The 13,611-nt window shown below is 72.0% G+C and carries 15 protein-coding genes; 12 read left to right on the top strand and 3 right to left on the bottom strand.

What is annotated here, in order from left to right; genetic code table 11:
• The first annotated feature begins 14 nt into the window (after positions 1-14).
• The 7 genes from AB0K03_RS27040 to AB0K03_RS27010 all read left to right on the top strand — a co-directional run bounded on the left by AB0K03_RS27040 (position 15) and on the right by AB0K03_RS27010 (position 7,338).
• Entirely contained in the window at positions 15-317 is a 303-nt protein-coding gene (locus AB0K03_RS27040) for a hypothetical protein (RefSeq protein WP_364689917.1), read from the top strand.
• A complete protein-coding gene (gene alaS, locus AB0K03_RS27035; protein WP_364689914.1) occupies positions 314-2,998 on the top strand; it encodes an alanine--tRNA ligase in 2,685 nt (894 codons plus the stop codon). Before AB0K03_RS27040 ends, alaS begins: the two co-directional genes overlap by 4 nt.
• 16 nt (positions 2,999-3,014) lie before the next feature.
• Positions 3,015-3,476 carry a Holliday junction resolvase RuvX gene (ruvX, locus tag AB0K03_RS27030; RefSeq protein ID WP_364689911.1) on the top strand — a complete coding sequence of 154 codons (462 nt, stop codon included), beginning with the start codon at positions 3,015-3,017 and terminating at the stop codon, positions 3,474-3,476.
• On the top strand, positions 3,473-4,654 hold the full coding sequence (gene mltG, locus AB0K03_RS27025; protein WP_364689908.1) for an endolytic transglycosylase MltG: 1,182 nt from the start codon (positions 3,473-3,475) through the stop codon (positions 4,652-4,654). The genes ruvX and mltG overlap by 4 nt, the downstream gene beginning before the upstream one ends.
• Positions 4,648-5,496: a shikimate dehydrogenase gene (locus AB0K03_RS27020; RefSeq protein ID WP_364690027.1), complete on the top strand. Its 849-nt coding sequence runs from the start codon at positions 4,648-4,650 to the stop codon at positions 5,494-5,496. The genes mltG and AB0K03_RS27020 overlap by 7 nt, the downstream gene beginning before the upstream one ends.
• Positions 5,497-5,650: 154 nt before the next feature.
• Positions 5,651-6,829, top strand: coding sequence for a chorismate synthase (gene aroC / locus AB0K03_RS27015; protein WP_364689905.1), 1,179 nt, complete (start codon positions 5,651-5,653; stop codon positions 6,827-6,829).
• Entirely contained in the window at positions 6,829-7,338 is a 510-nt protein-coding gene (locus AB0K03_RS27010) for a shikimate kinase (RefSeq protein ID WP_364689902.1), read from the top strand. The genes aroC and AB0K03_RS27010 overlap by 1 nt, the downstream gene beginning before the upstream one ends.
• Here the strand turns inward: AB0K03_RS27010 and AB0K03_RS27005 are convergent.
• Positions 7,309-8,007 carry an alpha/beta hydrolase gene (locus AB0K03_RS27005; protein WP_364689899.1) on the bottom strand — a complete coding sequence of 233 codons (699 nt, stop codon included), beginning with the start codon at positions 8,005-8,007 and terminating at the stop codon, positions 7,309-7,311. The two genes, AB0K03_RS27010 and AB0K03_RS27005, sit on opposite strands and share 30 nt — an antisense overlap.
• 62 nt (positions 8,008-8,069) lie before the next feature.
• Between AB0K03_RS27005 and AB0K03_RS27000 the strand changes: the two genes are divergently transcribed.
• Complete coding sequence (locus AB0K03_RS27000) at positions 8,070-9,074, top strand: YafY family protein (RefSeq protein WP_364689896.1); 1,005 nt, start codon at positions 8,070-8,072, stop codon at positions 9,072-9,074.
• Here AB0K03_RS27000 and AB0K03_RS26995 read toward each other — a convergent pair.
• Complete coding sequence (locus AB0K03_RS26995) at positions 9,004-9,711, bottom strand: Clp protease N-terminal domain-containing protein (protein WP_364689893.1); 708 nt, start codon at positions 9,709-9,711, stop codon at positions 9,004-9,006. The two genes, AB0K03_RS27000 and AB0K03_RS26995, sit on opposite strands and share 71 nt — an antisense overlap.
• Before the next feature lie 70 nt (positions 9,712-9,781).
• Here AB0K03_RS26995 and aroB point away from each other — a divergent pair, with 70 nt between their 5' ends.
• From aroB to nusB, 4 genes are all read left to right on the top strand, one after another.
• Positions 9,782-10,858 (top strand): 3-dehydroquinate synthase, encoded by a 1,077-nt coding sequence (aroB, locus tag AB0K03_RS26990; RefSeq protein ID WP_364689890.1) that lies wholly within the window; start codon positions 9,782-9,784, stop codon positions 10,856-10,858.
• Complete coding sequence (gene aroQ / locus AB0K03_RS26985; RefSeq protein ID WP_364689889.1) at positions 10,855-11,286, top strand: type II 3-dehydroquinate dehydratase; 432 nt, start codon at positions 10,855-10,857, stop codon at positions 11,284-11,286. The genes aroB and aroQ overlap by 4 nt, the downstream gene beginning before the upstream one ends.
• Before the next feature lie 74 nt (positions 11,287-11,360).
• On the top strand, positions 11,361-11,918 hold the full coding sequence (gene efp, locus AB0K03_RS26980; RefSeq protein WP_249612403.1) for an elongation factor P: 558 nt from the start codon (positions 11,361-11,363) through the stop codon (positions 11,916-11,918).
• 23 nt (positions 11,919-11,941) lie between these two features.
• Positions 11,942-12,352, top strand: coding sequence for a transcription antitermination factor NusB (gene nusB / locus AB0K03_RS26975; RefSeq protein WP_364689886.1), 411 nt, complete (start codon positions 11,942-11,944; stop codon positions 12,350-12,352).
• Between the two features lie 586 nt (positions 12,353-12,938).
• Here the strand turns inward: nusB and AB0K03_RS26970 are convergent.
• Positions 12,939-13,427, bottom strand: coding sequence for a transcriptional regulator (locus AB0K03_RS26970; RefSeq protein WP_071807762.1), 489 nt, complete (start codon positions 13,425-13,427; stop codon positions 12,939-12,941).
• Positions 13,428-13,611 lie beyond the last annotated feature (184 nt).

The following is a 13,611-nucleotide window of genomic DNA, read 5'->3' as shown; positions in this document are numbered from 1 at the left end:
CCGGAGAGAAGACCATGAAGCGGTTGCTCTGGCTGGGCGTGGGCCTGGCCGTCGGCGCCATCGTCGTCCGCAAGGTGACGAGGAAGGCGAACGAGTTCACCCCGTCGGGCATCGCCACGTCGCTGTCGGAATCCGCTGGCGGCCTCGTCGAGTCGCTGCGTAGCTTCGTGGAGGACGTACGCGAGGGCATGGCCGAGCGCGAGCAGGAGATCCACGCGGCGTTCGCGGCGGGGGAGCTGTACGAGGACAAGTTCGCCGACCTGCGCGACGACGAGGACGGCACACACGGGCGGCACGCCCAGGAGGGTCAGCGATGAAGACGGCGGAGATCAAGCGGCGCTACCTGGCGCATTTCGAGGCCAACGGGCACACGGTCGTGCCGAGTGCCCCGCTGCCCGCCATCGACGACCCGAACCTGTTGTTCATCAACGCCGGCATGGTCCAGTTCGTACCGTTCTTCCTGGGCCAGCGCACCGCGCCGTACGAGCGTGCGGTCAGCGTCCAGAAGTGCATCCGTACGCCGGACATCGACGAGGTCGGCAAGACCTCGCGGCACGGCACGTTCTTCCAGATGAACGGCAACTTCTCGTTCGGCGACTACTTCAAGGCGGGCGCGATCCCGCTGGCGTGGGAGCTGTCCACGAAGCCGGTCGAGCAGGGCGGCTTCGGGCTCGACCCGGAGCGCATCTGGGCGACCGTGTACCTGGACGACGACGAGGCCATCGACATCTGGCGGCAGACGGGCCTGCCCGCCGAGCGGATCGTGCGCCGCGGCAAGAAGGACAACTTCTGGTCGATGGGCATCCCCGGCCCGGCGGGCCCGTGCTCGGAGCTCTACTACGACCGCGGACCGGCGTACGGCCAGGAGGGCGGCCCGGAGGTCGACGAGGACCGCTACCTCGAGTACTGGAACCTCGTCTTCATGCAGTACGAGATCGCCGACGTGAAGAGCAAGGAGGAGTTCCGGATCGTCGGTGACCTGCCCAAGCAGAACATCGACACCGGCATGGGCCTGGAGCGCATCGCGTCGATCCTGCAGGGCGTCGACAACCTGTACGAGATCGACGAGGTCCGGCCGATCCTGGCGCGCGCGGCGGAGCTGACCGGCAAGACGTACGGCGCACACTCCGGCCACGCGGCCAACCAGTCGCACCCCGACGACGTGCGGCTGCGGGTCATCGCCGACCACGTCCGCACCGCGCTGATGCTCATCGGCGACGGCGTGACCCCGAGCAACGAGGGGCGCGGCTACGTGCTGCGCCGCATCATGCGCCGGGCGATCCGGTCGATGCGGCTGCTCGGCTGGCAGGCGCCCGCGCTGCCCGAGCTGCTGCCGGTCGCGCGCGACTGCATGGCGCCGTCGTACCCGGAGCTCGACAAGGAGTTCGAGCGGATCTCCACGTACGCGTACGCGGAGGAGGACGCGTTCCTGTCCACGCTGCGCGCGGGCACGACGATCCTCGACACCGCGATCACCGACACGAAGTCGAAGGGCGGCAAGGCGCTCTCCGGCGACCAGGCGTTCCAGCTGCACGACACGTACGGCTTCCCGATCGACCTGACCCTGGAGATCGCGCAGGAGCAGGGGCTCAGCGTCGACCAGGAGGGCTTCCGCCGGCTCATGGCCGACCAGCGGGCCCGCGCGAAGGCGGACGCCGCCGCGCGCAAGACGGGGCACGCGGACCTGTCGGCGTACCGGTCGGTGCTCGACCAGGGCGGCCCGGTGGAGTTCACCGGCTACGCCGAGGTCTCCCGCGAGTCGCGCGTGCGGGCGCTGCTGGGCAGCGGCGGCGCGAGCGTGCCGGCGGCGGGTGAGGGCGACTACGTCGAGCTGGTCCTCGACAGCACGCCGTTCTACGCCGAAGGCGGCGGCCAGCAGGCCGACACCGGCCTGATCAACGTGGGCGGCGGGCAGGTCGAGGTCGTCGACGTGCAGCAGCCGCTGCCGGGCCTGATCGTGCACAAGGCGCGGGTCGTCCGCGGCGAGGTGCGCGCGGGCGAGGCGGGTTTCGCCGAGATCGACGTGACCCGGCGCAAGGCGATCTCGCGCTCGCACACCGCGACCCACCTCATCCACCAGACGATGCGGGCGTTCCTGGGCGAGTCGGCGACGCAGGCGGGCTCGCTCAACGCGCCGGGCCGGCTGCGTTTCGACTTCAACACCCCGGGCGCTGTGCCGCACAGCGTGCTGCACGACGTCGAGCAGCAGGTCAACGAGGTGCTGCTGCGGGACCTCGAAGTGCACGCGTTCATCACCTCGCAGGAGGAGGCGCGCCGGCTCGGCGCGATGGCCCTGTTCGGGGAGAAGTACGGCGACGAGGTCCGAGTGGTTGAAGTCGGCGACTACGCGCGTGAGCTCTGTGGTGGTACGCACGTCGCCCGCTCCGGGCAGCTGGGGCTCGTGAAGATCCTCAACGAGTCGTCGATCGGCTCCGGCGTACGCCGCGTCGAGGCGCTCGTCGGCATCGACGCGTTCGGCTTCCTCGCCAAGGAGCACCTGCTCGTCAGCCGTCTCGCGGAGCTCTTCCGGGTGCCGGCCGACCAGGTGGGCGACCGGGTCGAGCAGACCGTCACGGCGCTGCGCGACGCGGAGAAGGAGCTCGAGAAGATGCGCGCGCAGATGGTGCTCGGCGGTGCGGGTGCGCTCGCCGCGCAGGCCAGGGATCTGCGGGGCGTGGCGTTCGTCGGCACCGAGGCACCCGAGGGTGCGGCGACCAACGATGTGCGTACCCTTGCCCAGGAGATCCGCGGCAAGATCGACGCCGGTCGTCCGGCGGTGGTCGCGGTCGCGGCCCGCGCGAACGGCAAGGCGTCACTGATCGTAGCGATCAACGCGACGGCGAAGAACCGTGGCCTGTCCGCGGCGGACCTCGTCAAGGGCGCGCTGTCCGGCCGGGGCGGCGGCAACGCCGACCTCGCGCAGGGCGGTGGGGTGCCCGCCGACCAGGTCCCCGCGCTGTTGGCGGCGGTGGAGAAGGCGGTCGGCGACGCTGCCTGAAAGGGAAGGTGGCCCGATGAGCGCACTGCCGCGGGGTAGGCGGCTGGGCGTCGATGTCGGTAAGGTGCGCGTCGGGGTCGCACTCAGTGACCCCGACGGGATCCTGGCCACCCCCCTGGTCACGGTGCCCCGTGACATGGCGGCGGCGTCCGACGCCGTCCCCGGCGACATTGCCGAGCTCGTCCGTCTCGTGGGGGAGCACGAGGCGGTGCAGATCGTGGTGGGCCTCCCGGTGCGTCTCAACGGCGCCGAGGGACCCGCCGCCATGGACATCCGTGCGTACGCTGAGCGGCTGGAACGGGCGGTCGGACCGGTTCCGGTCGTGCTGGCGGACGAGAGGATGTCGACCGTTGTCGCGACCCGTAGGCTTGCCGAGCGAGGAGTACGGGGCAAACGGCAACGGGCGGTCGTCGACCAGGCGGCCGCCGTGGAGATCCTGCAGAGCTGGCTGGACGCACAGCGGAGGCAGACGAGATGATCGACGAGCTGGACCTGGCGTTCGACGAACAGGTGGAGAAGGGCAAGCCCCGGCACCGCCGGGGCCGAGGCGGCAAGGGCGGCAAGGGCAAGTCCGCCGTCGCGTTCCTCATGGTCTTCATCCTGCTCGGCGTTCTCGGCGTCGGCGGCTACCTCGGCTACGAGAAGATCAAGGGCTTCTTCACCGCCGCGGACTACGACGGCTCCGGCACCGACCCCGTGCAGGTGTCGCTCGGCAAGGGCTCGCTCACCGAGATCGGCAACACCCTGGTCGACGCCGACGTCGTCAAGAGCACCGCCGCGTTCACCCAGGCGGCCGAGGACAACCCGCGCGGCAAGAACATCCAGCCGGGCACGTACAACCTCCGCAAGCAGATGGCGGCCAAGGAAGCCGTGACGCTGCTGCTCGACCCCAAGGCCCGGGTGAGCAAGGGCATCACGATCAAGGAGGGCCTGACCGCGCTGGAGATCTACGCGACGCTCTCCAAGGCGACGAAGGTCCCGGTGAAGGACTTCGAGACCGCCGCGAAGGACCCGCAGGCGCTCGGCGTCCCCGACTTCTGGTTCAACCGCCGCGACGGCAAGAAGGCCTCCGGCACCATCGAGGGCTTCCTGTTCCCGGACACCTACGAGTTCGACCCCAAGGCCACCGCCGAGGACATGCTGCGGGTGATGGTCGGCAAGTTCATCGCCACCACCACGGAGCTGGACTTCGTCAAGACCGCCGAGGGCAAGCTGTCGGTCTCGCCGTACGAGGCGCTCATCGTCGCGTCGCTGTCGCAGGCCGAGTCCGGCACCGCCGAGGACCTGCCGAAGGTGGCCCGGGTCGCCTACAACCGGGCGTACAAGAAGAAGATGCCGTTGCAGTTCGACGTCACCACGAACTACTGGCTGCAACTGCAGGACAAGGGTAAGAAGCACTCCGGCAAGATGACCGACGCAGAGCTGAAGGACCCGAAGAACCCGTACACCACCGAGCTGAAGGTGGGGCTGCCGCTCGGCCCGATCAACAACCCGGGCAAGGCCGCGCTCGAGGCGGCCGAGAAGCCGGCGGTCGGCGACTGGCTGTTCTTCGTCGCGATCGACCCCAAGACCAAGAAGTCGGCGTTCGCGGTGACCAACGCCGAGCACGACGCCAACATCCAGAAGGCCTGCCGGAACGGGGTCCCGCTCTGCTGACGCACGCCGAGGGCCCGCGGCGGGCAGCGGTCTGCGGCAAGCCCATCGGTCATTCGCTGTCCCCGGTGATCCACGCCGCGGGCTTCGCCGCGGCAGGGCTGTTCGACTGGTCGTACACCGCGATCGAGTGCGCCGAGGCCGAGCTTCCGCAGCTCGTCGCCGGGCTCGGCCCGGAGTGGGCCGGCCTGTCGCTGACCATGCCGCTCAAGGAAGCGGCCCTGGCGGTGGCCGCGGAAGCGTCGCCGGTCGCGCTCGCGACGGGTGCGGCCAACACTTTGGTACGGCGTCCCGACGGCACCTGGTACGCGGACAACACCGACGTACCCGGCATGGTCCGAGTCCTGCACGACGCGGGCCTGCCCGCCGGCTCGGGTCCCGCCATGGCGGTGCTGGGCGGTGGGGGTACGGCCCGCGCCGCCCTGGCAGCCGCCGCCCACCTGGGCACGACCGAGGTGGCCGTCGTGACGCGCCGCCCGGAGGCCCGCGCGGAGCTGGCCCCCGCCGCCGCGGCGCTCGGCGTGACGATCCGCGGGGTGGATTGGGCGGAGGCCGCCACGGTCTTCGACGCCGACGCCGTCATCTCGACGGTCCCGAAGGGCGCCGCGGACAGCCTGGCCACCCAGGTCGCGTGGCGGCCCGGCACGGTGCTCTTCGACGCCATCTACGACCCGTGGCCCACCCCGCTGGCCGCCGCGGCGCAGGCCCACGGCGTGCGCGTCGTGTCCGGCCTCGATCTGCTCCTGGCGCAGGCGCTCGGCCAGTTCGAGCAGTTCACCGGCGTCACCCCGGCGCCCGAGGCGGCGATGCGCGCTGCCCTGGAGGCGGCGGCCTCGGTCCGCTGAGGCGCCCGCCGGTGGGCTCACGCCCGGCCGTCAGCTTGCGCCAAGGCCCTCGGCCGACCCTCGCAGAGGCGCCCGCCGGCCCGGGGGCGTCCGGCTGGCGGGACGGTGGTGGCCTGGCGCCGGAGCGGGACGTTCGCATGCCAGACTGTGACCCGTGTTGCGTTGGCTGACCGCAGGTGAATCGCACGGCCCGGCGCTCGTCGCCCTGATCGAGGGCGTGCCCGCCGGGGTGCGGGTGACGACCGAGGAGATCGGCCGTGACCTCGCGCGCCGCCGGCTCGGTTACGGTCGCGGCGCGCGGATGAAGTTCGAGCAGGACGTCGTCGAGGTTATCGGCGGGATCCGGCACGGCCTGACGATCGGCAGCCCGGTGGCTATCCGCGTCGGCAACTCGGAGTGGCCGAAGTGGGAGACCGTCATGGCCGCCGACCCGGTCGACCCGGAGGAGCTGGCCGCACAGGCGCGCAACGCCCCGCTGACCCGGCCGCGGCCGGGCCACGCCGACCTGGCCGGCATGCAGAAGTACGGGCACACCGACGCCCGGCCCATCCTGGAGCGCGCCAGCGCGCGTGAGACCGCCGCTCGGGTGGCCGTCGGCGTGGTCGCGAAGGCGCTGGTCAAGCAGGCGCTCGGCATCGAGATCGTCTCGCACGTCATCGAGCTCGGTTCGGTGGCCGCGAAGGCGGGGCTCGTGCCGACGCCGGACGACGCCGAGCGGATCGACGCCGACCCGCTGCGCTGCCTGGATCCGGAGGCCAGCGCACGCATGGTGGCCGAGGTCGATGCGGCGAAGAAGGACGCGGACACCCTCGGTGGCATCGTGGAGGTGCTCGCTTACGGCGTACCCCCGGGTCTCGGGTCGCATGTGCAGTGGGACCGCAAGCTCGACGCCCGGCTGGCCGCCGCGCTGATGTCGATCCAGTCGGTGAAGGGCGTGGAGATCGGGGACGGCTTCACGCAGGCCCGCTCGCGCGGCTCGGTCGCGCACGACGAGATCATTCCGACGGCCGAGGGCGTGCGGCGGGTCACCGACCGGGCCGGCGGCCTCGAGGGTGGCATCACCAACGGCGAACAGCTGCGGGTACGCGCCGCGCTGAAGCCGATCTCCTCGCTGAACCGGGCGCTGCAGACGATCGACGTCACCACCGGGGGGCCCGCGACCGCCATCAACCAGCGTTCGGACGTGTGCGCGGTGCCGGCGGGCGCGGTGGTCGCCGAGGCGATGGTGGCGCTGGTGCTGGCGGAGGCCGCCACGGAGAAGTTCGGCGGCGACTCGGTGGCCGAGATCCGCCGCAACCTCGCCGGTTACCTCGACTCCCTGCTGATCCGCTGATGGCACCCGCCGCGGTGTTCGTCGGCCCGCCCGGCGCCGGCAAGACGACGGTCGGGCAGGCCGTGGCCCGGCTGCTGGGCGTGGAGTTCGCCGACACCGACCACCTGGTGGAGGCCAGGGCCGGCAAACCCATCCCGGAGATCTTCATCGACGACGGCGAGCCGGAGTTCCGCCGCCTGGAGCGCGAGGCGATCGCCGAGTCGCTGGGCTCGTTCGGCGGGGTGCTCGCGCTCGGCGGCGGCGCGATCATGGACGCGGGCACACGGGACGCGCTGCGCGGGCACACGGTGGTGTACCTGTCGGTCGAGCTGTCCGACGCGGTCAAGCGGGTGGGGCTCGGCGCGGGCCGGCCGCTGCTGAGCGTCAACCCGCGGGCGACGCTGAAGTACCTGATGGATCAGCGCCGCCCGCTGTACGCGGCGGTGGCCACGCACACCGTGCAGACCGACGGCCGTACGCCGGAGGAGATCGCCGTGGAGCTAGCCGATCTGCTCAAGGTGGCCCGCTAGCGCCTCCGGCTCGCTGAGCATCGGCCAGTGCCCGGTCGGCAGGCCGATCACCTCCGCCTCGGTCAGCTCGGCGAAGAACGGGTGCCCGGCCGCCCTCATCTCGCGTACCTGCTCGAGCGGGAAAGTGCAGGCGATCAGCGTCGTCGGCAGGTCCTTCGAGGTGGCGTGCGCGCCGACGGGCTGGCGTACGGACGCGGCCGGGTGCGGGGTGCTGAGCCGCCGGAGCCGGTCGAGCGCGGTTTCGCCGAGTCCGGCGAGCAGCACCGGGTCCGCGCCGGCGTCCCAGTCGCGTGGTGGCACGGCGTCGCCCTGGACCTCGCCGCCGGAGATGTCCAGCTGGGAGGTGCCCTCGGGGAGCGGGCCGCTGTCCACGTACACGACGTGCCGGATCCGGTCGCGGACCCGGAGCGCGGCCGCGCTGACCGGCATGCCGCCGTAGCTGTGCCCGGCCAGCACGACGTCGCGCAGGTCCTCCGCCTCGATCAGCCGGACCACGTCCTCGGTGTGCAGGTCCAGATCCGTGTCCGGGCCCAGCAGGTGCGCGCGGTCGGCCACGCCGGTGAGCGTCAGCGGGTACACGTCGTGTCCCCGGGCGCGCAGGGTGGCCGTCACGTCCCGCCACGCCCAGGCGCCGATCCACATTCCTGGAACCAGTACGTATGTCGTCATGCGGCCGACGCTACGAGCAATACCGGACCGAACCCGCCCGGATTGCACGAGAGAATAGCGGCATGCCGCACCCCGCCGCCCGAGTGCTCGCCATGCTCGAACTGTTGCAGGCGCACCACCGGATGACCGGTCGCGACCTCGCTACCCGCCTCGGGGTGGACGAACGGACGGTCCGCCGGTATGCGGCCACGCTCGACGACCTCGGCATCCCGGTGACCGCGGAACGTGGCCGCTACGGCGGCTACCGCCTGCTGCCGGGCTTCAAGCTGCCGCCGCTGATGCTCACCGACGAGGAGGCCGTCGCCGTGGTGCTCGGCCTCGTCGCCGCCGCCCGCCTCGGCCTCACCGCCGGCAGCCCCGCCGCGGCCGCCGCCGAGGCCAAGATCAGCCGAGTGCTTCCCCCGGCGCTCGGCGAGCGCCTCGCCGCGCTTCGCGCCAGCCTGGGCCTCACGCTGAAGGCACCCCGCGAACCCGTCGCGGACCCGGCTGCCGACCTGCTCCTGGCCCTCGGCGCCGCGACCCGCGCGCGGCAGGAGATCGACCTGACGTACCGGACCGGCAGCCGGCGCGTCGATCCCTACGGCCTCGTCTTCCACTCCGGACGGTGGTATCTGGTCGCGCACGATCATCTCCGCGACGACATCCGCTCGTTCCGGCTGGACCGGATCGTCGCCGCGGAGCCCACCGGCGAGACGTTCGAGGCACCGGCGGACTTCGACGCCGTCGCGCACGTGACCCGCCAGTGGGCCGGCCTGCCCTGGCGGTGGGAGGTCGAGGTGCTGCTCGAGGCCGACGTCGCCGACCTGCGCCGCCGAATCCCGCCGCAGGTTGCGGAGCTGACCGAGGACACCCGCGGCGTGCTGATGAGGTGCCGCGCGGAGAACCTGACCGGCATGGCGCAGATGCTGGCCGGGCTGGGCCGGCCGTTCACCGTGCTGCGCCCGGCCGAGCTGAGGACCGCCGTCGCGGAGCACGCCGACCGCCTCGCCGGCTTCGCTAGGCGAGGCGACTCTCCAGAGCCTCGATCCGGCGTACGAGCGGAGCCAGTTCCGCCCGCACAGCCGTGAGCAGCCCTTCCGCCGAGGGCTGCGTCGCCTTGGCGGCGCGCAGGTGGGCGTACCCGGCGAGGGCGGCGGTGACCGCGCGACGGGTGGTGCGGGGGTCCGCGCCGACGTCGCGCAGGGTGCGCCCGGCGATGCCGTCGGGTTCGGCGGCGAGGCCGATCAACAGGTGCTCGCAGCCCACGTAGTTGTGGCCCATCCCCACCGCCTCGCTGACGGTGAGCTCCACCGCGTTCGCCGCCGCCGTGCTGAACCGCAGCCCGTCCCCGCCGCCCGGCTCCGTGCCGTCGGGAACGGCGAGCGCGGCCGGGTCGATCTCCATCGCGGAGAGCACCTGCAGGCCGAGGTTGGCGCCCTCGGCGAGTATCCCCTGCAGCAGGTGCCCGGTGGTCACCGTCGCCGATCCGGTCGCCCGGGCGCGGTCGATCGCCAGGGACACGACTGCGACCGTACGGGCGGTGAACTGCGGCAGCCGCGCGGCCGGCTCGTCCGTGTCGAGGTCGCCCAGCACCGTCTGCCGGACCGCGGTGACCCGGCGTACGGCCTGCTCCAGCGCGCGCTGGCAGATGGCGGAGACGGGCAGGCCCGCGTCGCGGACCGCGTCGGCGAGGTCGTCGGGGAGATACACGTTGACTTTCGGCATGGGCCATGTGTAACCCGTCATGGGGTTATCTGTCTATAACCCCATATCCGCGCGACTAGCATCCCCTGCGATGGACGACGTGACCCGAATCCCCGTGGCCGGCGAGCGGCCGTACGACGTACTCGTCGGTCGTGGCCTGCTCGGCGCCCTGCCGGAGCTGACCGGTGGCGCCGTGCGCGCCGCGATCCTGCACGCCGCGCCACTCAAGCAGCGCGCGGAGGCCGTGGCCGACGCGCTGCAGGACGCCGGCCTGCGTCCGCTGCCGATCGAGGTGCCCGACGCCGAGGCCGGCAAGACCGTCGAGGTCGCCGCCCGCTGCTGGGACGAGCTGGGTGCCGCCGGGTTCACCCGGACGGACGTCGTGGTCGGCGTCGGCGGGGGAGCGGTCACCGACCTGGCCGGTTTCGTGGCCGCGGGCTGGCTGCGCGGCGTGCGCTGGGTGCCGGTCTCGTCGTCGCTGCTCGGCATGGTCGACGCGGCGGTGGGTGGGAAGACCGGCGTCAACACCGCCGCGGGCAAGAACCTCGTCGGCGCGTTCCACCCGCCCGCCGGCGTGCTCTGCGATCTCGACCTGCTCGCCTCGTTGCCCGCCGGCGACCTGGTCGCCGGGCTCGCCGAGGTGGTCAAGTGCGGCTTCATCGCCGACCCCGCCATCCTGGAGCTCGTGGAGGGCGACCCGGCCGCGGCCGCGGACCCCGCGAGCCCGGTGCTGCGCGAGCTGGTCGAGCGGGCCGTCCGGGTCAAGGCCGAGGTCGTCGGTGCCGACCTGCGCGAGTCCGGGCTGCGGGAGATCCTCAACTACGGCCACACCCTCGCCCACGCGATCGAGAAGCACGAACGGTACGCCTGGCGGCACGGCCACGCGGTCGCCGTCGGCCTGGTGTACGCGGCCGAGCTCGCCCGGCTGACCGGCGCGCTGGACGACGCCACCGCCGCCCGGCACAGGGCCGTGACCTCGCTGCTGGGCCTGCCGGCCTCGTACCGTGCGGACGCCTGGCCCGACCTGCTCGCCGCCATGCGCGTCGACAAGAAGGCCCGCGCGGACACCCTGCGGTTCGTTCTGCTCGACGGCCTCGCGAAGCCCCGCACGGTGGCGATCTCAGACGAGTCCGTCCTCGAGCGCGCCTACGCGGCGGTGGCGCAGTGACGCGCGTGTATGTGCTCAACGGCCCGAACCTCGGCCGCCTCGGCACCCGCCAGGTCGACGTGTACGGCGTCACCTCGTACGCCGAGCTGGCCGGCCTGTGCGAGGAGACCGGCAAGGAGCTCGGCCTGGACGTGGTGGTCCGGCAGACCGACGCCGAGCACGAGATGCTGGGCTGGCTGCACGCCGCCGCCGACGAGCAGGCCCCCGTGGTGCTCAACCCGGGCGCGTGGTCGCACTACTCGTACGCAGTCCGCGACGCCTGCGCGATGCTCCGCGCACCCCTGGTCGAGGTGCACATCTCCAACATCCACGCCCGGGAGCAGTTCCGGCACCACTCGGTGGTCTCCGCGGTGGCCACCGGCGTCATCGCCGGGCTCGGTGTCGACGGCTACGTGCTCGCCCTGCGGCACATCGCGGGACGCCGCTGACCCGATTCGCCGGGTCGCGTGTCACGCCGGTAAACTCCACCGGTCACCTCCACGCATCAACAACAAGGCAGGACATGGCTTCCACCAACGACCTGAAGAACGGCCTGGTGCTCAACCTCGACGGCGAGCTGTGGGCCGTGGTCGAGTTCCAGCACGTCAAGCCGGGCAAGGGCGGGGCGTTCGTGCGCACCACGCTCAAGAACGTCCTCTCCGGCAAGGTCGTGGACAAGACCTTCAACGCCGGCACCAAGGTCGACACGGCGACGGTCGACAAGCGGACGATGCAGTACCTGTACCAGGACGGCGAGGACTTCGTCTTCATGGACCTGGACACGTTCGACCAGATCACCGTCCCCGGCGGCACGGTCGGCGAGGCCGCCAACTACCTGCTGCCCGAGGCCGAGGCCACGGTCGCGACGCACGAGGGCGTGCCGCTCTACATCGAGCTGCCCACCAGCGTCTTCCTCGAGGTGACCTACACCGAGCCGGGCCTGCAGGGCGACCGCTCGACCGGCGGCACCAAGCCCGCCACCGTCGAGACCGGCGCCACCGTGCAGGTGCCGCTGTTCATCACCACCGGCGAGAAGATCAAGGTCGACACCCGCGACGGCCGTTACCTCGGCCGCAGCTGATGGCGGAAGGCCCCAAGACGCAGATGCCTGCGCGCCGCAAGGCGCGCAAGCGTGCGCTCGACGTCCTCTACGAGGCCGACCTGCGCGACCTGCCGCCGAGCCAGGTGCTCGCCACCTACCTGGAGCGGATCGCCAAGCCCCACCCCGAGCACCTGGACTACACGGCCGGCCTGGTCGGAGGCGTCGCCCAGCACCTGGACCGCATCGACGAGCTGATCGCCAGCTACGCCGAGGGCTGGACCATCGACCGCATGCCGGTCGTCGACCGCAACCTCGCCCGCATCGCGGTGTACGAGCTGCTCTACGAGCCGGACATCGACGACCCGGTGGCCATCACCGAGGCGGTCGAGCTGGCGAAGCAGATGTCCACGGACGACAGCCCGCGCTTCCTGAACGGCATCCTCGGCCGCATCGCCGAGTTCGCCACCCGCTGACGCCACCTGCTGCCGGGCGGGGCCGGTGCTGCAGGGGGCTGGGGCCGTGCCGCGTGGGGCCACTGCTGTATGGGGTTGCTGTCGGGCGGCCGCTGCTGCCGCCGGCGGCGTCTCGGAACCCGCTTCCCAGTTCCACCCCGGCTTTCCAGTCCCGGTGCGGCTTCCGAGCGCGGCTTCCCGGTGGCGGCTTTCCGATCGGTCCCGCTTCGCGGTCCGGTCCGGTCGCCCGCGGCGCCTCGCAGCAGCGCGACCTGCGTCACGCCGACGCGCCGCGCGGGTTGCGCGAAACGGTGGTCGGCGGCCCTGATCCACGGCACGACAACCCGACACCTCCGACCCGGCAGTCCGGCATCGCCTCGGCGCCACGGTCACTGACCGCTAGATCGGCCGTCGTGACCGGCCGCGGGCACGCGCAGTCGTCACGGACGGTCCGCCGCACTCCATCGACCAGCGCATATGTCTTCGGCTCCGGTCGCGGTCGGTCACCCACACGCCCGCAGCGGTGCAGCGGGTGACCGTCGCCCACACCGGAAAAAGACAAAGAGGGACCCGCGCAGCGGGTCCCTCTTTGCGCGTGCCGGGTGGGTCAGCTGGCGAAGAAGGCGCGCGGGTCGGCGACGAGCACGCCGGCCTCCGTCAGACGCTCGATCAGGCCCGACGGCGAGATGTCGTACACGATCGCGAGCGCGCGCAGGTCGTCCGCGCGGATCGAGAGCACGCGTCCGTTGTAGTCACCGCGCTGCTGCTGGATGGCCCGGGCGTAGCGCGCGACGTAGGCCAGGTCCTCCCCGGCCGCGTCGTACAGCTTCTCCAGGTCCAGCACGATCTTGTTGGTGGCCTCGAGCCGGACGCCGCTGCCGTCGGGCAGCAGCTCCGAGACCGGAACCCGGTAGAAGTCGGCCAGTTCGGCGAGGCGCGAGACGGTGACGGCTCGGTCGCCACGCTCGTACGAGCCCACCACGACGGCCTTCCACCGGCCGTTCGACTTCTCTTCCACGCCCTGCAGGGACAGGCCCTGCTGCTGGCGGATGGAACGCAGGCGGGCGCCCAGCGACTTGGCGTACTCAGACGGCATTCGGACACTCCAGTACTGTGCTGGCCCGGAGGGTTCTTCCTCCGGATCGCTACGCTGCGTGACGGTACGGAGTTTGCCAGCCCTGGTCAAGTGTCGGTTACCGATGAGTCGCCGAGCCGGGGCCTGAGTTGCCCGCATTCGTCCGTCTGGTCCGTGGGTAGGCCACGTCACCATGGTCATCGTC

This window comes from Actinoplanes sp. NPDC049316 (assembly GCF_040677315.1).
GTDB lineage: Bacteria > Actinomycetota > Actinomycetes > Mycobacteriales > Micromonosporaceae > Actinoplanes.
This window is presented reverse-complemented; position numbering and strand designations above follow the sequence as displayed.

Coding starts and splice junctions, on each gene's coding strand:
- AB0K03_RS27040 (WP_364689917.1), top strand. CDS start 15: ATGAAGCGGTTGCTCTGGCTGGGCGTGGGCCTGGCCGTCGGCGCCATC.
- alaS (WP_364689914.1), top strand. CDS start 314: ATGAAGACGGCGGAGATCAAGCGGCGCTACCTGGCGCATTTCGAGGCC.
- ruvX (WP_364689911.1), top strand. CDS start 3,015: ATGAGCGCACTGCCGCGGGGTAGGCGGCTGGGCGTCGATGTCGGTAAG.
- mltG (WP_364689908.1), top strand. CDS start 3,473: ATGATCGACGAGCTGGACCTGGCGTTCGACGAACAGGTGGAGAAGGGC.
- AB0K03_RS27010 (WP_364689902.1), top strand. CDS start 6,829: ATGGCACCCGCCGCGGTGTTCGTCGGCCCGCCCGGCGCCGGCAAGACG.
- AB0K03_RS27005 (WP_364689899.1), bottom strand. CDS start 8,007: ATGACGACATACGTACTGGTTCCAGGAATGTGGATCGGCGCCTGGGCG.
- AB0K03_RS27000 (WP_364689896.1), top strand. CDS start 8,070: ATGCCGCACCCCGCCGCCCGAGTGCTCGCCATGCTCGAACTGTTGCAG.
- AB0K03_RS26995 (WP_364689893.1), bottom strand. CDS start 9,711: ATGCCGAAAGTCAACGTGTATCTCCCCGACGACCTCGCCGACGCGGTC.
- aroB (WP_364689890.1), top strand. CDS start 9,782: ATGGACGACGTGACCCGAATCCCCGTGGCCGGCGAGCGGCCGTACGAC.
- efp (WP_249612403.1), top strand. CDS start 11,361: ATGGCTTCCACCAACGACCTGAAGAACGGCCTGGTGCTCAACCTCGAC.
- nusB (WP_364689886.1), top strand. CDS start 11,942: ATGCCTGCGCGCCGCAAGGCGCGCAAGCGTGCGCTCGACGTCCTCTAC.
- AB0K03_RS26970 (WP_071807762.1), bottom strand. CDS start 13,427: ATGCCGTCTGAGTACGCCAAGTCGCTGGGCGCCCGCCTGCGTTCCATC.